The sequence below is a fragment of the Vibrio sp. QJM3NY_27 genome, from assembly GCF_057785955.1.
On sequence record NZ_CM173511.1, the window covers coordinates 3,328,130 to 3,347,832 of the forward strand.

Sequence of the window (19,703 nt, forward strand, 5' to 3'; positions counted from 1 at the left end):
GGTTGTGATTACAGCACTCAATATAAAATACATTGAGCGTTTACGATGTTATTCAAAAATGAATAAATTCATTTCAAACGACAACATCGCCTACGTAGGTTTTATTAAGCTTCACCTTAAAAGGTTCAGCGCCTACGGTCTTGGGATAGACAGTTATGAATTGCTTCAAAAACCACCCAACCACAAATATTAGGCGCAGAAGTATACACTAAATCTGCGCCAAAGCAAATTAGTTTGCTTGAGTGTCAAGACTAGCTTGATCAACAGTAACACCAGCACCCATCGTAGTAGAGATGCTTACTTTCTTCAGGAAAGTACCTTTCGCTGAAGAAGGCTTAGCTTTCTTAAGAGCAACTAGAAGTGCTTCTAGGTTCTCTTGAAGCTGGTTAGCTTCGAAAGACGCTTTGCCGATAGTAGTGTGGATGATACCGTTCTTGTCGTTACGGTAACGAACCTGACCAGCTTTAGCGTTCTTAACCGCTTCAGCAACGTTAGGAGTTACAGTACCAACTTTAGGGTTTGGCATTAGACCGCGTGGACCTAGGATTGTACCTAGTTGACCAACAACGCGCATTGCATCAGGAGAAGCAACAACAACGTCAAAGTCCATTACACCTTTTTTCACTTGCTCAGCAAGATCTTCCATACCAACGATATCTGCGCCAGCTGCTTTAGCTGCTTCTGCGTTTGCACCTTGAGTGAACACAGCAACGCGGATTTCACGGCCAGTACCGTGAGGTAGCACAGTTGCGCCACGTACGTTTTGGTCAGATTTACGAGCATCGATGCCTAGGTTAACAGCAACATCTACAGACTCAACGAATTTAGCAGTCGCTAGTTCTTTAAGAAGAGCAACAGCTTCGTTGATTTCGTATTCTTTAGTTACTTCAACTTTGTCGCGGATTACGCGCATACGCTTAGTAAGTTTTGCCATGATCTTATCCCTCTACCACTAGGCCCATTGAACGAGCAGTACCAGCAATAGAACGCTTCATTGCTTCGATGTCAGCACCAGTCATATCAGCAGCTTTAGTTTCTGCGATTTCCTGAACTTGAGCGTCAGTTACAGTACCAACTTTCTCAGTGTTTGGACGACCTGAACCAGACTTAACGCCAGCAGCTTTCTTAAGAAGAACAGCAGCAGGTGGAGTCTTAGTTACGAACGTGAAAGAACGGTCGTTGTAAACAGTAATAACTACTGGAGTAGGTAGACCTTTCTCAACAGATTCTGTTTTTGCGTTGAACGCTTTACAGAATTCCATGATGTTCACGCCGTGTTGACCTAGAGCAGGACCAACCGGTGGACTTGGGTTTGCCATACCAGCTGCAACTTGCAGTTTGATATAAGCTTCAACTTTCTTAGCCATGATATTTCCTAATTTTTGGGTACATGCGCTAGCCTAAAGGCAAGCTCCCCTTAATTTCAATTAACTCTTTCTTACTTCGATAGAAGCAAAAAGGCGCGAAATTATAATCATAATTCGCGCCTTTAACAACCCTAAAAAGGTGGTTTTTTATACTCTTTTATTTTGAACAACTTATGAAGTATTTATCCACAGCTTGTTCAAAGATTAGAGTTTTAGTCTAGCTTTTCAACTTGACCAAATTCAAGCTCAACCGGTGTTGCACGACCAAAGATCGATACAGATACCTTAATGCGGCTTTTCTCGTAATCTACTTCTTCAACTGTACCGTTGAAATCAGCAAACGGACCATCGTTCACACGAACCACTTCACCCGCTTCGAACATTGTCTTAGGACGTGGAGACTCGCTCGCTTTCTCTAGACGGTTCAAGATAGCATCAGCTTCTTTGTCAGTGATTGGTGCAGGACGATCAGAGGTACCACCAATGAAGCCCATAACACGAGGGATACTGCGCACTAAGTGCCATGATTCATCATTCATGATCATTTGCACTAATACGTAGCCAGGGAAGAACTTACGTTCGCTTTTACGGCGTTGACCTGCACGCATTTCCACTACTTCTTCAGTAGGTACTAAAACGTCACCAAAGAACTCTTCCATGTCGTGCATTTTAATATGTTCGCGTAGCGATTGAGATACACGACCTTCATAGCCAGAAAAGGCTTGAACTACATACCAACGTTTTTTTGGAGCTTCACTCATGAATCAGAACCCTCTACACCCCAGTCGCTAGAGAAACTAAACGGACCATAATGCCGTCAATTCCCCAAAGCACTAGAGACATAACAATACATACAGCTAAAACGATCAATGTAGTTTGCATAGTTTCTTGGCGAGTAGGCCAAACAACTTTACGAATCTCCATACGAGATTCTTTTGCAAAATCGATCGCAGCTTTACCTTTAACTGTTGTTGCTGCAACGCCTAGTGCGGCAGCAATCAGCACAACTACACCTGCAGCGCGAATTACAACAGACAATTCACCATACAGGTAATTACCCACAACAGCAGCAGCCAACAGTACAAAAGCGACTACCCACTTCATTGTATCTGCTGCACCTGAGCTATCAGGAGTTTCAGCGTTTGCTTTCATAAAACCAACCTGTGATAAGTCTTAAATATAGACGACAATAACCCCGCTGTTGCAGGGCACATTCCTTTGCGTTGCAAAACAACACATCTAACAGTCATTTTAGTCAAAAAGACCGTTTAATTCTTTGCTAAGAGCTAAAATTGATGCCAAAACATCCAACTCTTTTTTCAGCGAAGAAAAAGGGCATCAAATGATGCCCTTTTTACTAGTGGTTCGTCAAATCTTATGCAAAGATTTTAGCTACAACACCAGCACCAACTGTACGGCCACCTTCGCGGATTGCGAAACGTAGACCTTCGTCCATTGCGATTGGAGCGATTAGCTCAACAGTCATTTGAACGTTGTCACCTGGCATTACCATTTCTACGCCTTCTGGTAGAGTGATATCGCCTGTTACGTCAGTTGTACGGAAGTAGAACTGTGGACGGTAACCTTTGAAGAAAGGAGTGTGACGGCCGCCTTCGTCTTTAGAAAGTACGTATACTTCAGACTCAAACTTAGTGTGTGGGTTGATTGAACCTTTAGCAGAAAGTACTTGGCCACGTTCAACGTCATCACGCTTAGTACCACGTAGAAGTGCACCAACGTTCTCACCTGCACGACCTTCGTCAAGCAGCTTACGGAACATTTCAACACCAGTACAAGTAGTAAGAGTAGTTTCTTTGATACCAACGATTTCTACTTCGTCACCTACACGTAGGATACCGCGCTCGATACGACCAGTAACAACAGTACCACGACCTTGGATTGAGAATACATCTTCAATAGGAAGTAGGAACGGTAGGTCAACAGCACGCTCTGGAAGTGGAATGTAAGAATCTAGTGCTTCTGCAAGCTCAACAATCTTGTCTTCCCACTGCTTTTCGCCGTTTAGAGCGCCAAGTGCAGAACCTTGAATTACTGGAAGGTCGTCTCCTGGGTACTCGTACTCAGAAAGAAGTTCACGTACTTCCATTTCTACTAGCTCAAGTAGCTCTTCGTCATCAACCATGTCACATTTGTTCATGAATACGATGATGTAAGGGATACCAACTTGACGACCAAGTAGGATGTGCTCACGAGTTTGTGGCATAGGGCCATCTGTAGCAGCAACAACTAGGATACCGCCGTCCATTTGAGCAGCACCAGTGATCATGTTTTTAACATAATCGGCGTGTCCAGGACAGTCTACGTGTGCGTAGTGACGTTCAGGAGTATCGTACTCAACGTGAGAAGTTGCGATTGTGATACCGCGCTCGCGCTCTTCTGGAGCGTTATCGATAGATGCGAAATCTTTAGCAACACCGCCGTACACTTTTGCAAGTGTAGTACAGATAGCAGCAGTTAGAGTTGTTTTACCGTGGTCAACGTGGCCGATAGTACCAACGTTTACGTGCGGTTTCGTACGTTCAAATTTTTCTTTAGACATGGGGTGTCCCTCTAGGTACGGATTAGGTGGCTTAAAATAAGACCACGCAACCAAAAAAAATGGTTTTTTTTATTAAAGGAGAAGAAGCTTTAGACTGGTGCTAATACCCAGAGTCGAACTGGGGGCCTCACCCTTACCAAGGGTGCGCTCTACCGACTGAGCTATATCAGCACACAAAAATGAGTTGGAGCGTGCAGCGGGAATCGAACCCGCATCATCAGCTTGGAAGGCTGAGGTAATAGCCATTATACGATGCACGCAACACGTAACTCTTTTGAGCTATTTAACCTTTAGAATATGGTGGAGGGAGACGGATTCGAACCATCGAAGGCAGTGCCGGCAGATTTACAGTCTGCTCCCTTTGGCCACTCGGGAACCCCTCCAAATTTTGATCTTTCTCTCGCTCTCTATAAATAGAAGGGAGAAAGTGGTGCCGACTACCGGAGTCGAACTGGTGACCTACTGATTACAAGTCAGTTGCTCTACCTACTGAGCTAAGTCGGCACAAGTGGGGCGCATTTTATTGAATGATTTTCCACCTTGCAATAGTAAATTGCAAAAAAGTGTAAAATTCTCTTATCAAATTCCTATATACGGTTATTTAGCTCAAGGTTTCTGCCTTTAATCCGCATCTAGTAAAGGAAGATATTTAATTTATCTATCGCTTGATGTATTTTCCATGCACTTGTTTTGTTATCCACTATAGAGTTTTGTATGAGCCCATTTATGTCATTTGACCGCGCGCAGTGGTCTGAACTAAGGAATTTAGTTCCAATGACACTTTCTGAGAGCGATTTGAAAGAGCTTCAAGGCATCAATGAAAAGCTGACAATGGAAGAAGCCGTAGAGATTTATCTACCGTTATCGCGCCTGTTGAACCTCTATGTGGCTGCTCGACAAAATAGAAACTCAGTGCTCCATCAATTTCTGGATAAGAAAGAAACTGCGCCACCATTCATTATTGGTATCGCTGGCAGTGTTGCGGTAGGGAAAAGTACAACAGCTCGTCTACTGAAAGCGTTGCTATCTCGTTGGGAAAACCATCCTAAAGTTGAACTGGTTACGACAGATGGCTTCTTATACCCCAATGAAATACTGGAAGAAAAAGGCTTAATGAGTAAAAAAGGGTTCCCTGAGTCTTATGATATTAAAGCGCTAGTCAATTTTGTATCAGACGTGAAGGCATGCAAGCGTAATGTGACAGCACCTGTGTACTCTCACCTCACCTACAACATTACCAATGAAGTAAAAGAGGTCGACTTACCAGATGTGCTTATTATTGAAGGACTCAACGTTCTACAAAGCGGTATGAATTACCCACATGAGCCTCATAGAGTCTTTATTTCAGACTTCCTCGACTTCTCATTATATGTCGATGCTGAAAGCGCTCAAATTCAACAATGGTATGTAAATCGTTTTATGAAGTTTCGTGAAGGTGCCTTCGCTAAACCAGGGTCATACTTCGGGCACTACACTAAATTATCAGATCTAGCCGCTAAGGAAAAAGCAGAAGGTATTTGGCAATCAATCAATGGTTTAAACCTAGAGCAGAATATCCTTCCGACCAGAGAAAGGGCTCACCTGATTTTACGCAAAGGCGCTGATCATATGGTTGAGGAAGTGTTACTAAGAAAGTAGTAACCTCTTAGTCCCCTTTTCTTAGGGATATCTCTCCACCGATATAACTCTCAACACCGTTCTCAGTTTTGAGTAACACGGCACCTTGTTCATCGATACCCTGTACAACACCTTCTATTTCTCTAGGTCCAATGATCAGTCTAACGTTGCGACCTAAGAAGTTATCTAAACGATTCCAGCGTTCGACAAAATTCGACATCCCTTTCAACTCATAGTCGACGAGTGATTTGTCCCAAGCATTAATCAAAGCCTGAGCTAAATCATTACGATCTGGCACTTTCCCATCACACACTTCTTTGAGAGAGGTCCACGGCTGACCAATACCTGATGTTGTCGGGTCCATGGACAGGTTTAGTCCCAAACCAATCACAATATGAGCAGCGCCACCAGATTGCCCTGACAGCTCTACCAAGATGCCTGCGAGCTTCTTATCATTATGATAAAGGTCGTTCGGCCACTTTAGTTTAACGCCTTCAACTCCCATATCCTCCAACGCCTCGACAACGGCGACACCAACCACAAGACTCAGCCCCATAGCGGCAGCCATACCGGCATCGAGTCTCCAGTACATTGAAAGGTATAGATTGGCACCAAATGGCGATACCCAATCTCTTCCACGACGTCCACGACCTGCAGCTTGATATTCAGCAATACAGACCGAACCTGACTCAAGGGTGCTGGTACGCTCTAACAGGTGTTGGTTTGTTGAACCTATGATTGGAATCAACTCCAGAGAAGCGTCACTGCTGACAGCAGACAACCTCTCCTGATCGAGCATATCCAAACGACTGGCTAACTTATATCCCTTACCTTGCACTCGATAGATATCCAAACCCCACTCTTGGATACCTTTAATATGCTTACTGATAGCCGCTCTCGACACACCCATCACTTCACCCAGATCTTCCCCAGAATGAAACTCACCGTCAGCAAGGCATCTCAATAGCGCAAGCTTGGTACTGTGTTCTCTCATGCCATGGCCTCCAAAGCCTTGTCTAAGTTTGTCTCACTGTCTTGACCCATGAAGCGAACTTCGTGTTCCAATAATATGTCGAACTTGTCTAGGACAGCTTGACGTACTCGCGCTGCAAGTCTGAGGATATCCGTAGCAGACGCTTCATCATAATTGATGATAACCAAAGCTTGATTTGGATGAATTTGAGCACCACCTTCAATCACACCTTTAAACTGGCATTGATCAATGAGCCACCCAGCGGCGACTTTGATCATGTCGTTATTCTCATAACCGACAATGTTTGGGTATAACGCAGACAGCCGATCAAAATGATCTTTGGTGATCACAGGGTTTTTGAAGAAGCTACCCGCATTGCCTTGGACTCTAGGATCTGGCAACTTACTTGAACGGATAGCGCATACTTCATCAAATATAGTACGAGGTGAGAGAGTTTCAGCCAGTAGGCTTTTTAACGGACCATAGTGATTACATGGTTTCCACTCTTTAGGTAGGGTCAAACCAATCGCAACAACAATCGCTTTGCCATAGAGAGCGTGCTTAAAAATAGAATCTCGGTAGCCAAAGAGACATTCCTCTTTGCTTAACCGCTTAACTGTATAAGTATCCAGATACAGAATATCAACATATTCGCATACGTCTTGCAGTTCAACACCATACGCACCAATATTCTGAATAGGAGCAGAACCTGAACAACCAGGTATCATTGCGAGGTTTTCTAGACCACCCAGACCTTTATCAACACTCCACTCAACCAAGCTTGGCCAATCCTCACCACCACTCACATGCAGAAGGTGATGACGGTCCGTCTCGGTCATCTCAATCCCAGCTAATTTATTGACAATGATCAAACCAGCGAAATGCTTGGTAAAAAGCATATTGCTGCCCTTACCCAGAATTAACTTAGGTGAAGTTGACCATTTAGGATTCCTATAAACCGAAATCAGTTCGTCGATCGTAGTTACTTCAACCAACGCATCACAGGTCTGATCGATAGAAAAAGTATGAACATTTTTTAAACTAGCATTGAGATGGAATTGCATGGCGATATTCAATTAACTTACACTGCCATCATTCTACAGCAGATAAACCAATGGCGCAGTGACTGAATGAACAATGTCATCATTACTCAATTAGACCCAGTAAAGGTTCCCCTAGTTAAACGTTTCTATAAGGAACATTATCCAACGGGAAAAGCGAACAAGAGTGAACTGATCTATTCGTTATTACTAGATAACGAGCTTTGTGGTGTCGTGCGTTTTCGCACCATTGAAGATAATCGCTTACTTACTGGTATGGCGATATCAAAACAACATCGTGGTAAGCAATTAGGCTCTCTGCTTATGGACTATTGTGTGAAACATACGCTAACAGCAAGCGATTATTGCTTTGCTTATGCTCATCTCACCAACTTTTACTCTCGACACAAGTTCATGCAAGTAGACCCGACAGATCTTCCTAATGGCCTAAGAGTTTTGTACGAGCGCTATTCGAATAGCGGAAAAGATCTCATTCCTATGCATTATCAGCAAAATTGTTAGAGAATGCCTCGATTATCTAGTATTTGATGCTATCCCTTTGGTAAAATTAAAGGTTCGCAATTTTGCATATTTTTAAGGTAAAACAGTCAATATGATTGCCAGTAGGAATCCATTCATACAGTTGCCAACCATAGCGCAGAATCCTGACAAGTTTGAAGTACTACTATCAGCGCAAGAGTTTAGAGCTCGCTTACTTGATGAGATATCTCGCGCAACAACTCGTATTAGTTTAGTCGCTTTGTATCTTGAAGATGATGAGGCTGGCCGTGAGATCCTAACTGCCTTATATGAAGCAAAGCAAAAGAATCCAGAATTAGATGTGAGTGTGTGTGTCGATTGGCACAGAGCTCAACGTGGATTGATTGGCGCGGAGTCTTCTGAAGGCAATGCAGCCATGTATAAAGAGTTTGCGGAAAAATATCAGCACTCTGTACCTGTTTATGGCATTCCAGTTCGCGGCAAAGAAGTCTTTGGCGTATTGCACTTAAAAGGCTTTATCGTCGATGACAGCGTGATATACAGCGGTGCAAGCCTTAACAATATCTATTTAAGTTATCATGATCGTTACCGTTTCGATCGCTACCATGTTTTAAACAACGCAACACTTGCTGACTCAATGTTCTCCTATGTCCAAGAACAAATGATCTCAGACATCGCTGTTTATGATCTTGCTGATAAGAACAAACCGCTAACTAAAGAGTTAAAGCCAGCAATCCGTCAATTCAGAGCATCGTTAGCACGCTCTCAATACAAGTTCGACTCTCAAGATGTCTCCGCAGAACAAGTGGCCGTAACTCCTTTAGTTGGTATAGGTAAGAGACGTAACCGCCTAAATCAGGGAATTAACCAACTGGTTGCTCAAGCTAAAGATGAAATTTTCATTTGTACGCCATATTTCAATTTTCCGCCTAGCCTAGCGAAAGAAGTGAAGAGAGCACTTAAGCGTGGCGTAAAGGTAACGATTGTTGTCGGCGATAAGACAGCCAATGACTTCTTTATCTCACCAGAGGAAGAGTTTAAAACGATTGGTGGCTTGCCTTACTTATACGAATTGAACCTGCGTCGATTTGCGAAGGCAAATGAAGCGAATATAGCAAGTCGTAACCTGTCTATCCGACTTTGGCAACACGATTCCAACAGCTTCCATTTGAAGGGCATTTGGGTTGATAAACGCTACATGCTACTCACAGGTAATAACCTAAACCCACGCGCATGGAAGTTGGACTTAGAAAATGGCATATTCATCCAAGATAACTATCATCATCTAACGGATAAATTCCAAGCTGAGGTTGATAATATTGTTCAACACACACAGCTAATCTGCACTTATAAGCAATTGGACAAGATTGAGAGCTATCCGATGGAGGTTCAGAAGTTGATTCGTAAGATCACTCGTGTCAAAGCCGATAGAGTCCTTAAACAAATATTGTAGTCGATGTATTAGAAACATTATTTATCAACGCCTAGCAAACGCTAGGCGTTTTTGTATCTGCGAGATAAGTTTGTTTGTTGTAATTTCTCTATTTACTCAAGACTAATGCCAACGCCTAAATCTCCAAGTATCTACCTTTCTAGTCAGCCTAATAATTAAGGCTATCAGACACAAATAACAACCAAGTAAGATACCAACTCAATCGACAATTACTTTCTATATCCTAATCGCCACTCCTTACAACGAGGAACTAGCGTGATAGCTCACTTGTGCTCAGATTAGTCTAATTTGATGCTCAGTTCTACTTGGCTTAGCTAAAAAATAGTTAGAAAGAACTATTTCGATTCGTCAGATTTAAGAACCAAACTGCACCTCCCGACGCCGAGAGAGATACCTCATAGGTAGTGATAATGATCTGCAGCCAAACTCCAAAACACATACGCCAGAAACGACGAAAGCCTAGTCGTCAGACTAGGCTTTCTGATAAGTAGCGGAATGGACGGGGTTGCGGACTTCAGGCAATCCCTTTGTGGGACTCATTCGACCGAAGGGCAAAACACTTTTCTTGAGATGTAAAAAAGCCCTGCTATTTCTAGCAGGGCTTTTTTAATAAGTGGCGGAGTGGACGGGACTCGAACCCGCGACCCCCGGCGTGACAGGCCGGTATTCTAACCAACTGAACTACCACTCCGCAGTGGTCAACTCACTAAGTGAGCGTCCATATCTCCAGGTCGGTCAACCTAAAGATTTAATTTAAAGCCTGGCGATGTCCTACTCTCACATGGGGAAACCCCACACTACCATCGGCGCTATTGTGTTTCACTTCTGAGTTCGGCATGGAATCAGGTGGGTCCACAATGCTATGGTCGCCAAGCAAATTTTAAAATTCGGAAAGCTTATCTAAAAGTTATTTCTCTTCAAACGCATTCAAGGTCTGGTACTTCTGAGTCCACAAAACCCCTTGGGTGTTGTATGGTTAAGCCTCACGGGCAATTAGTACAGGTTAGCTCAATGCCTCGCAGCACTTACACACCCTGCCTATCAACGTCGTAGTCTACGACAACCCTTTAGGACACTTATAGTGCCAGGGAAAACTCATCTCAAGGCTCGCTTCCCGCTTAGATGCTTTCAGCGGTTATCGATTCCGAACTTAGCTACCGGGCAATGCCATTGGCATGACAACCCGAACACCAGAGGTTCGTCCACTCCGGTCCTCTCGTACTAGGAGCAGCCCCTTTCAATTTTCCAACGCCCACGGCAGATAGGGACCGAACTGTCTCACGACGTTCTAAACCCAGCTCGCGTACCACTTTAAATGGCGAACAGCCATACCCTTGGGACCGACTTCAGCCCCAGGATGTGATGAGCCGACATCGAGGTGCCAAACACCGCCGTCGATATGAACTCTTGGGCGGTATCAGCCTGTTATCCCCGGAGTACCTTTTATCCGTTGAGCGATGGCCCTTCCATTCAGAACCACCGGATCACTATGACCTGCTTTCGCACCTGCTCGAATTGTCATTCTCGCAGTCAAGCGGGCTTATGCCATTGCACTAACCACACGATGTCCAACCGTGTTTAGCCCACCTTCGTGCTCCTCCGTTACTCTTTGGGAGGAGACCGCCCCAGTCAAACTACCCACCAGGCACTGTCCGTAATCCCGATTCAGGGACCAACGTTAGAACATCAAAACTACAAGGGTGGTATTTCAAGGACGACTCCACCACATCTAGCGACGCGGTTTCATAGTCTCCCACCTATCCTACACATGTAGGTTCAATGTTCAGTGCCAAGCTGTAGTAAAGGTTCACGGGGTCTTTCCGTCTAGCCGCGGGTACACTGCATCTTCACAGCGATTTCAATTTCACTGAGTCTCGGGTGGAGACAGCGTGGCCATCATTACGCCATTCGTGCAGGTCGGAACTTACCCGACAAGGAATTTCGCTACCTTAGGACCGTTATAGTTACGGCCGCCGTTTACCGGGGCTTCGATCAAGAGCTTCGACCGAAGTCTAACCCCATCAATTAACCTTCCGGCACCGGGCAGGCGTCACACCGTATACGTCATCTTACGATTTTGCACAGTGCTGTGTTTTTAATAAACAGTTGCAGCCACCTGGTATCTGCGACTCTCGTCTGCTCCATCCGCAAGGGACTTCACTGATAAGAGCGTACCTTCTCCCGAAGTTACGGTACCATTTTGCCTAGTTCCTTCACCCGAGTTCTCTCAAGCGCCTTGGTATTCTCTACCCGACCACCTGTGTCGGTTTGGGGTACGATTCCTTACAATCTGAAGCTTAGAGGCTTTTCCTGGAAGCATGGCATCAATGACTTCACTACCGTAGTAGCTCGACATCGTATCTCAACGTTAGTAGTGGTCCGGATTTACCTAAACCACCCGCCTACATACTTGAACCTGGACAACCGTCGCCAGGCCCACCTAGCCTTCTCCGTCCCCCCATCGCAATTGTAAGAAGTACGGGAATATTAACCCGTTTCCCATCGACTACGCCTTTCGGCCTCGCCTTAGGAGTCGACTTACCCTGCCCCGATTAACGTTGGACAGGAACCCTTGGTCTTCCGGCGAGGGAGTTTTTCACTCCCTTTATCGTTACTCATGTCAGCATTCGCACTTCTGATACCTCCAGCAGCCCTTACAGACCACCTTCAACGGCTTACAGAACGCTCCCCTACCCCACATACCCTAAGGTACGTAGCCGCAGCTTCGGTGTATAGCTTAGCCCCGTTACATCTTCCGCGCAGGCCGACTCGACCAGTGAGCTATTACGCTTTCTTTAAATGATGGCTGCTTCTAAGCCAACATCCTGGCTGTCTGAGCCTTCCCACATCGTTTCCCACTTAGCTATACTTTGGGACCTTAGCTGGCGGTCTGGGTTGTTTCCCTCTCCACGACGGACGTTAGCACCCGCCGTGTGTCTCCCGGATAGTACTTACTGGTATTCGGAGTTTGCAAAGGGTTGGTAAGTCGGGATGACCCCCTAGCCTTAACAGTGCTCTACCCCCAGTAGTATTCGTCCGAGGCGCTACCTAAATAGCTTTCGGGGAGAACCAGCTATCTCCAGGTTTGATTGGCCTTTCACCCCTAGCCACAAGTCATCCGCTAATTTTTCAACATTAGTCGGTTCGGTCCTCCAGTTGATGTTACTCAACCTTCAACCTGCCCATGGCTAGATCACCTGGTTTCGGGTCTAATCCTAGCAACTGTACGCCCAGTTAAGACTCGGTTTCCCTACGGCTCCCCTAAACGGTTAACCTTGCTACTAAAATTAAGTCGCTGACCCATTATACAAAAGGTACGCAGTCACACCACGAAGGTGCTCCTACTGCTTGTACGTACACGGTTTCAGGTTCTATTTCACTCCCCTCACAGGGGTTCTTTTCGCCTTTCCCTCACGGTACTGGTTCACTATCGGTCAGTCAGTAGTATTTAGCCTTGGAGGATGGTCCCCCCATATTCAGACAGGATATCACGTGTCCCGCCCTACTCGTTTTCACTGATTATGAGATGTCGACTACGGGGCTATCACCCTTTACTGCGGCACTTTCCAGAGCCTTCGTCTGTCTCATTAAAAGCTTAAGGGCTAATCCAATTTCGCTCGCCGCTACTTTCGGAATCTCGGTTGATTTCTCTTCCTCGGGGTACTTAGATGTTTCAGTTCCCCCGGTTTGCCTCCTGTTGCTATGTATTCACAACAGGATACTTGCTTATGCAAGTGGGTTTCCCCATTCAGGAATCCCAGACTCAAAAGGTTATTACTACCTAATCTGGGCTTATCGCAAGTTATTACGCCTTTCATCGCCTCTGACTGCCAAGGCATCCACCGTGTACGCTTAGTCACTTAACCATACAACCCGAAAGGGTTTCTATTTGCTTTCACTTTAAAAAGTGAAGACAAATAAGCGTATGGCAACTAACCAAGGTTTTTGGTTGTTATCAAGAAGGGTTAATTCTTGATGACTGTTTGCCGGACTCAATTGTGAATCAAATAAATTTGATTCGAATACAAGACACTTGAATGTGTTTGTTGTGTTTATCTAATGAAAGATAAACATTGAGAACTTTTAAATTTGATTGAATTACTCGTAAGTAATCAATCAGTCAGCTTTCCAAATTGTTAAAGAGCATGAGACTTTAAGAACCAGTGTTCTAAAATTCACATTTTCTAAAGACTCTCAGGGTCAAACATACCAACCAACGACAAAAGAAGTGGTTTGGATATGAATATAACCAAGAATTTTTAGAGAATGGTGGGCGATACCGGGCTCGAACCAGTGACCCCCTGCTTGTAAGGCAGGTGCTCTCCCAACTGAGCTAATCGCCCACGATAGTTTTAATTCCTTCGCGGAGAAAGAATGGTGGGTCGTGCAGGATTCGAACCTGCGACCAATTGATTAAAAGTCAACTGCTCTACCAACTGAGCTAACGACCCAATGGTATCCCGTAGGGGAGTCGAACCCCTGTTACCGCCGTGAAAGGGCGGTGTCCTAGGCCTCTAGACGAACGGGACACTGGATATTGAAGAACTTGGGAGTTCTTCGTCTCTTTACTTTTCTAAACCTAATCAATCTGTGTGGACACTCATCGTAAGTATCTTCGTATAAGGAGGTGATCCAGCCCCAGGTTCCCCTAGGGCTACCTTGTTACGACTTCACCCCAGTCATGAACCACAAAGTGGTGAGCGTCCTCCCCGAAAGGTTAAACTACCCACTTCTTTTGCAGCCCACTCCCATGGTGTGACGGGCGGTGTGTACAAGGCCCGGGAACGTATTCACCGTGACATTCTGATTCACGATTACTAGCGATTCCGACTTCATGGAGTCGAGTTGCAGACTCCAATCCGGACTACGACGCACTTTTTGGGATTCGCTCACTATCGCTAGCTTGCTGCCCTCTGTATGCGCCATTGTAGCACGTGTGTAGCCCTACTCGTAAGGGCCATGATGACTTGACGTCGTCCCCACCTTCCTCCGGTTTATCACCGGCAGTCTCCCTGGAGTTCCCGACATTACTCGCTGGCAAACAAGGATAAGGGTTGCGCTCGTTGCGGGACTTAACCCAACATTTCACAACACGAGCTGACGACAGCCATGCAGCACCTGTCTCAGAGTTCCCGAAGGCACACCTGCGTCTCCGCTGGCTTCTCTGGATGTCAAGAGTAGGTAAGGTTCTTCGCGTTGCATCGAATTAAACCACATGCTCCACCGCTTGTGCGGGCCCCCGTCAATTCATTTGAGTTTTAATCTTGCGACCGTACTCCCCAGGCGGTCTACTTAACGCGTTAGCTCCGAAAGCCACGGCTCAAGGCCACAACCTCCAAGTAGACATCGTTTACGGCGTGGACTACCAGGGTATCTAATCCTGTTTGCTCCCCACGCTTTCGCATCTGAGTGTCAGTGTCTGTCCAGGGGGCCGCCTTCGCCACTGGTATTCCTTCAGATCTCTACGCATTTCACCGCTACACCTGAAATTCTACCCCCCTCTACAGCACTCTAGTTCACCAGTTTCAAATGCAGTTCCGAGGTTGAGCCCCGGGCTTTCACATCTGACTTAATGAACCACCTGCATGCGCTTTACGCCCAGTAATTCCGATTAACGCTCGCACCCTCCGTATTACCGCGGCTGCTGGCACGGAGTTAGCCGGTGCTTCTTCTGTTGCTAACGTCAAGATGCGCAGCTATTAACTACACACCCTTCCTCACAACTGAAAGTACTTTACAACCCGAAGGCCTTCTTCATACACGCGGCATGGCTGCATCAGGCTTTCGCCCATTGTGCAATATTCCCCACTGCTGCCTCCCGTAGGAGTCTGGACCGTGTCTCAGTTCCAGTGTGGCTGATCATCCTCTCAGACCAGCTAGGGATCGTCGCCTTGGTGAGCCATTACCTCACCAACTAGCTAATCCCACCTAGGCATATCTTGACGCGAGAGGTCCGAAGATCCCCCTCTTTGGCCCGTAGGCATTATGCGGTATTAGCCATCGTTTCCAATGGTTATCCCCCACATCAAGGCAATTTCCTAGGCATTACTCACCCGTCCGCCGCTCGACGCCCATTAACGCACCCGAAGGATTGTTAGTGTCGTTTCCGCTCGACTTGCATGTGTTAGGCCTGCCGCCAGCGTTCAATCTGAGCCATGATCAAACTCTTCAATTTAAGATTTTGTGACTCAACGAATACTGACTTCAAAACTAATATTCATGTAAACATGAACATGTAATTCTAAAGCTATTACCATTCCAACAGAATGGTAATGAATTGACTGTGCCAAAATTAAGTAAACTTAACTTTGTATTGGTCACTCAGTTCATTGAAATCAATTTTGTTACCGAAGTAACTGTTTTATCCAAAGGATAAAACGTTTTGATATTCATCAACGAGTGCCCACACAGATTGATAGGTTTAAATTGTTAAAGAGCTTTGCTTTCAGTGCCTTAGCACTTAAGCAGGACGCGTATAATACGCTTTCCACTTTGAAAGTCAACATAAAACTCTAAGAAACTTAGAACTCTATGGTGACTTGTCTATTAAATAGACAAAGTCGAAATTAAAGCCTGGCGATGTCCTACTCTCACATGGGGAAACCCCACACTACCATCGGCGCTATTGTGTTTCACTTCTGAGTTCGGCATGGAATCAGGTGGGTCCACAATGCTATGGTCGCCAAGCAAATTTTAAAATTCGGAAAACTGATTTAAAAGTTATTTCTCTTCAAACTCATTCAAGGTCTGGTACATCTGAGTCCACAAAACCCCTTGGGTGTTGTATGGTTAAGCCTCACGGGCAATTAGTACAGGTTAGCTCAATGCCTCGCAGCACTTACACACCCTGCCTATCAACGTCGTAGTCTACGACAACCCTTTAGGACACTTATAGTGCCAGGGAAAACTCATCTCAAGGCTCGCTTCCCGCTTAGATGCTTTCAGCGGTTATCGATTCCGAACTTAGCTACCGGGCAATGCCATTGGCATGACAACCCGAACACCAGAGGTTCGTCCACTCCGGTCCTCTCGTACTAGGAGCAGCCCCTTTCAATTTTCCAACGCCCACGGCAGATAGGGACCGAACTGTCTCACGACGTTCTAAACCCAGCTCGCGTACCACTTTAAATGGCGAACAGCCATACCCTTGGGACCGACTTCAGCCCCAGGATGTGATGAGCCGACATCGAGGTGCCAAACACCGCCGTCGATATGAACTCTTGGGCGGTATCAGCCTGTTATCCCCGGAGTACCTTTTATCCGTTGAGCGATGGCCCTTCCATTCAGAACCACCGGATCACTATGACCTGCTTTCGCACCTGCTCGAATTGTCATTCTCGCAGTCAAGCGGGCTTATGCCATTGCACTAACCACACGATGTCCAACCGTGTTTAGCCCACCTTCGTGCTCCTCCGTTACTCTTTGGGAGGAGACCGCCCCAGTCAAACTACCCACCAGGCACTGTCCGTAATCCCGATTCAGGGACCAACGTTAGAACATCAAAACTACAAGGGTGGTATTTCAAGGACGACTCCATCACATCTAGCGACGCAATTTCATAGTCTCCCACCTATCCTACACATGTAGGTTCAATGTTCAGTGCCAAGCTGTAGTAAAGGTTCACGGGGTCTTTCCGTCTAGCCGCGGGTACACTGCATCTTCACAGCGATTTCAATTTCACTGAGTCTCGGGTGGAGACAGCGTGGCCATCATTACGCCATTCGTGCAGGTCGGAACTTACCCGACAAGGAATTTCGCTACCTTAGGACCGTTATAGTTACGGCCGCCGTTTACCGGGGCTTCGATCAAGAGCTTCGACCGAAGTCTAACCCCATCAATTAACCTTCCGGCACCGGGCAGGCGTCACACCGTATACGTCATCTTACGATTTTGCACAGTGCTGTGTTTTTAATAAACAGTTGCAGCCACCTGGTATCTGCGACTCTCGTCTGCTCCATCCGCAAGGGACTTCACTGATAAGAGCGTACCTTCTCCCGAAGTTACGGTACCATTTTGCCTAGTTCCTTCACCCGAGTTCTCTCAAGCGCCTTGGTATTCTCTACCCGACCACCTGTGTCGGTTTGGGGTACGATTCCTTACAATCTGAAGCTTAGAGGCTTTTCCTGGAAGCATGGCATCAATGACTTCACTACCGTAGTAGCTCGACATCGTATCTCAGCGTTAGTAGTGGTCCGGATTTACCTAAACCACCCGCCTACATACTTGAACCTGGACAACCGTCGCCAGGCCCACCTAGCCTTCTCCGTCCCCCCATCGCAATTGTAAGAAGTACGGGAATATTAACCCGTTTCCCATCGACTACGCCTTTCGGCCTCGCCTTAGGAGTCGACTTACCCTGCCCCGATTAACGTTGGACAGGAACCCTTGGTCTTCCGGCGAGGGAGTTTTTCACTCCCTTTATCGTTACTCATGTCAGCATTCGCACTTCTGATACCTCCAGCATGCCTTACAGCACACCTTCAACGGCTTACAGAACGCTCCCCTACCCCACATACCCTAAGGTACGTAGCCGCAGCTTCGGTGTATAGCTTAGCCCCGTTACATCTTCCGCGCAGGCCGACTCGACCAGTGAGCTATTACGCTTTCTTTAAATGATGGCTGCTTCTAAGCCAACATCCTGGCTGTCTGAGCCTTCCCACATCGTTTCCCACTTAGCTATACTTTGGGACCTTAGCTGGCGGTCTGGGTTGTTTCCCTCTCCACGACGGACGTTAGCACCCGCCGTGTGTCTCCCGGATAGTACTTACTGGTATTCGGAGTTTGCAAAGGGTTGGTAAGTCGGGATGACCCCCTAGCCTTAACAGTGCTCTACCCCCAGTAGTATTCGTCCGAGGCGCTACCTAAATAGCTTTCGGGGAGAACCAGCTATCTCCAGGTTTGATTGGCCTTTCACCCCTAGCCACAAGTCATCCGCTAATTTTTCAACATTAGTCGGTTCGGTCCTCCAGTTGATGTTACTCAACCTTCAACCTGCCCATGGCTAGATCACCTGGTTTCGGGTCTAATCCTAGCAACTGTACGCCCAGTTAAGACTCGGTTTCCCTACGGCTCCCCTAAACGGTTAACCTTGCTACTAAAATTAAGTCGCTGACCCATTATACAAAAGGTACGCAGTCACACCACGAAGGTGCTCCTACTGCTTGTACGTACACGGTTTCAGGTTCTATTTCACTCCCCTCACAGGGGTTCTTTTCGCCTTTCCCTCACGGTACTGGTTCACTATCGGTCAGTCAGTAGTATTTAGCCTTGGAGGATGGTCCCCCCATATTCAGACAGGATATCACGTGTCCCGCCCTACTCGTTTTCACTGATTATGATGTGTCGGTTACGGGGCTATCACCCTTTACTGCGAGACTTTCCAGACTCTTCACCTGCATCATTAAAAGCTTAAGGGCTAATCCAATTTCGCTCGCCGCTACTTTCGGAATCTCGGTTGATTTCTCTTCCTCGGGGTACTTAGATGTTTCAGTTCCCCCGGTTTGCCTCCTGTTGCTATGTATTCACAACAGGATACTTACTTATGTAAGTGGGTTTCCCCATTCAGGAATCCCAGACTCAAAAGGTTATTACTACCTAATCTGGGCTTATCGCAAGTTATTACGCCTTTCATCGCCTCTGACTGCCAAGGCATCCACCGTGTACGCTTAGTCACTTAACCATACAACCCGAAAGGGTCTTAGTGTATGGCAACTAACCAAGGTTTTTGGTTGTCATCAAGAAGGGTTAATTCTTGATGACTGTTTGCCGGACTCAATTGTGAATCAATGTAAACATTGATTCGAATACAAGACACTTGAATGTGTTTGTTGTGTTTATCTAATGAAAGATAAACATTGAGAACTTTTAAATTTGATTGAATTACTCGTAAGTAATCAAATCAGTCAGCTTTCCAAATTGTTAAAGAGCTAGATTTCTTTCGAAACCATTTTTAAATATTTTCAGATAAAAACACTTAAAGATGGTGGAGCTATGCGGGATCGAACCGCAGACCTCCTGCGTGCAAGGCAGGCGCTCTCCCAGCTGAGCTATAGCCCCATCTTTGTATCTAGTCGATATTGGTGGGTCTGAGTGGACTCGAACCACCGACCTCCCGCTTATCAGGCGAGCGCTCTAACCAGCTGAGCTACAGACCCAATATCGTCTCTTTTACTTTCTAAACCTAATCAATCTG

General features: G+C 46.1%; 10 protein-coding genes, 10 tRNA genes and 5 rRNA genes. 3 read left to right on the forward strand and 22 right to left on the reverse strand.

Annotated features, from left to right (window positions below):
* Positions 1-229: 229 nt before the first annotated feature.
* From rplA to AC3CIA_RS15005, 9 genes are all read right to left on the reverse strand, one after another.
* A complete protein-coding gene (rplA, locus tag AC3CIA_RS14965) occupies positions 230-934 on the reverse strand; it encodes a 50S ribosomal protein L1 (protein WP_017077557.1) in 705 nt (234 codons plus the stop codon).
* A 4-nt stretch (positions 935-938) separates the two neighbouring features.
* Complete coding sequence (gene rplK, locus AC3CIA_RS14970) at positions 939-1,367, reverse strand: 50S ribosomal protein L11 (protein WP_010435555.1); 429 nt, start codon at positions 1,365-1,367, stop codon at positions 939-941.
* A gap of 212 nt (positions 1,368-1,579) precedes the next feature.
* Complete coding sequence (nusG, locus tag AC3CIA_RS14975; RefSeq protein ID WP_012605006.1) at positions 1,580-2,128, reverse strand: transcription termination/antitermination protein NusG; 549 nt, start codon at positions 2,126-2,128, stop codon at positions 1,580-1,582.
* Positions 2,129-2,141: 13 nt separating this feature from the next.
* Positions 2,142-2,519, reverse strand: a complete 378-nt coding sequence (gene secE, locus AC3CIA_RS14980; RefSeq protein ID WP_017073785.1) for a preprotein translocase subunit SecE — start codon at positions 2,517-2,519, stop codon at positions 2,142-2,144.
* A gap of 223 nt (positions 2,520-2,742) precedes the next feature.
* Positions 2,743-3,927, reverse strand: coding sequence for an elongation factor Tu (gene tuf / locus AC3CIA_RS14985; RefSeq protein ID WP_012604914.1), 1,185 nt, complete (start codon positions 3,925-3,927; stop codon positions 2,743-2,745).
* A gap of 95 nt (positions 3,928-4,022) precedes the next feature.
* Positions 4,023-4,098 (reverse strand) — tRNA-Thr (locus AC3CIA_RS14990).
* 14 nt (positions 4,099-4,112) lie between these two features.
* Positions 4,113-4,187, reverse strand: a tRNA-Gly gene (locus AC3CIA_RS14995).
* Between the two features lie 38 nt (positions 4,188-4,225).
* Positions 4,226-4,310: transfer RNA gene (locus AC3CIA_RS15000), tRNA-Tyr, on the reverse strand.
* A 45-nt stretch (positions 4,311-4,355) separates the two neighbouring features.
* Positions 4,356-4,431: transfer RNA gene (locus tag AC3CIA_RS15005), tRNA-Thr, on the reverse strand.
* Positions 4,432-4,641: 210 nt separating this feature from the next.
* On the opposite strand from AC3CIA_RS15005, the gene coaA reads away from it, so the two are divergent.
* Positions 4,642-5,565 (forward strand): type I pantothenate kinase, encoded by a 924-nt coding sequence (coaA, locus tag AC3CIA_RS15010; protein WP_146458067.1) that lies wholly within the window; start codon positions 4,642-4,644, stop codon positions 5,563-5,565.
* Between the two features lie 7 nt (positions 5,566-5,572).
* Here coaA and birA read toward each other — a convergent pair whose 3' ends face one another.
* Positions 5,573-6,538 (reverse strand): bifunctional biotin--[acetyl-CoA-carboxylase] ligase/biotin operon repressor BirA, encoded by a 966-nt coding sequence (gene birA, locus AC3CIA_RS15015; RefSeq protein ID WP_488518272.1) that lies wholly within the window; start codon positions 6,536-6,538, stop codon positions 5,573-5,575.
* Positions 6,535-7,581: a UDP-N-acetylmuramate dehydrogenase gene (murB, locus tag AC3CIA_RS15020; RefSeq protein WP_488518273.1), complete on the reverse strand. Its 1,047-nt coding sequence runs from the start codon at positions 7,579-7,581 to the stop codon at positions 6,535-6,537. Before murB ends, birA begins: the two co-directional genes overlap by 4 nt.
* 66 nt (positions 7,582-7,647) lie before the next feature.
* Here murB and AC3CIA_RS15025 point away from each other — a divergent pair, with 66 nt between their 5' ends.
* The gene (locus tag AC3CIA_RS15025) at positions 7,648-8,079 is read left to right on the forward strand and encodes a GNAT family N-acetyltransferase (RefSeq protein ID WP_017083838.1); all 432 of its coding nucleotides are present in this window, start codon (positions 7,648-7,650) and stop codon (positions 8,077-8,079) included.
* 91 nt (positions 8,080-8,170) lie between these two features.
* Positions 8,171-9,511: a CDP-diacylglycerol--serine O-phosphatidyltransferase gene (gene pssA / locus AC3CIA_RS15030; RefSeq protein ID WP_237291009.1), complete on the forward strand. Its 1,341-nt coding sequence runs from the start codon at positions 8,171-8,173 to the stop codon at positions 9,509-9,511.
* Between the two features lie 614 nt (positions 9,512-10,125).
* Here pssA and AC3CIA_RS15035 read toward each other — a convergent pair.
* The 11 genes from AC3CIA_RS15035 to AC3CIA_RS15085 form a co-directional block, all read right to left on the reverse strand.
* Positions 10,126-10,202, reverse strand: a tRNA-Asp gene (locus AC3CIA_RS15035).
* Between the two features lie 67 nt (positions 10,203-10,269).
* Positions 10,270-10,385: ribosomal RNA gene (gene rrf / locus AC3CIA_RS15040) — 5S ribosomal RNA — on the reverse strand.
* 98 nt (positions 10,386-10,483) lie between these two features.
* A 23S ribosomal RNA gene (locus tag AC3CIA_RS15045) occupies positions 10,484-13,377 on the reverse strand.
* Between the two features lie 401 nt (positions 13,378-13,778).
* A tRNA-Val gene (locus AC3CIA_RS15050) sits at positions 13,779-13,854 on the reverse strand.
* Between the two features lie 32 nt (positions 13,855-13,886).
* A tRNA-Lys gene (locus AC3CIA_RS15055) sits at positions 13,887-13,962 on the reverse strand.
* Between the two features lie 2 nt (positions 13,963-13,964).
* Positions 13,965-14,040: transfer RNA gene (locus AC3CIA_RS15060), tRNA-Glu, on the reverse strand.
* Between the two features lie 91 nt (positions 14,041-14,131).
* Positions 14,132-15,686 (reverse strand): 16S ribosomal RNA (locus AC3CIA_RS15065).
* 396 nt (positions 15,687-16,082) lie between these two features.
* Positions 16,083-16,198 (reverse strand): 5S ribosomal RNA (rrf, locus tag AC3CIA_RS15070).
* A 98-nt stretch (positions 16,199-16,296) separates the two neighbouring features.
* Positions 16,297-19,190 (reverse strand): 23S ribosomal RNA (locus tag AC3CIA_RS15075).
* The 16S, 23S and 5S rRNA genes sit together here with 6 tRNA genes alongside, the layout of an rRNA operon.
* A gap of 301 nt (positions 19,191-19,491) precedes the next feature.
* Positions 19,492-19,567: transfer RNA gene (locus tag AC3CIA_RS15080), tRNA-Ala, on the reverse strand.
* Between the two features lie 21 nt (positions 19,568-19,588).
* A tRNA-Ile gene (locus tag AC3CIA_RS15085) sits at positions 19,589-19,665 on the reverse strand.
* Between the last annotated feature and the right edge of the window lie 38 nt (positions 19,666-19,703).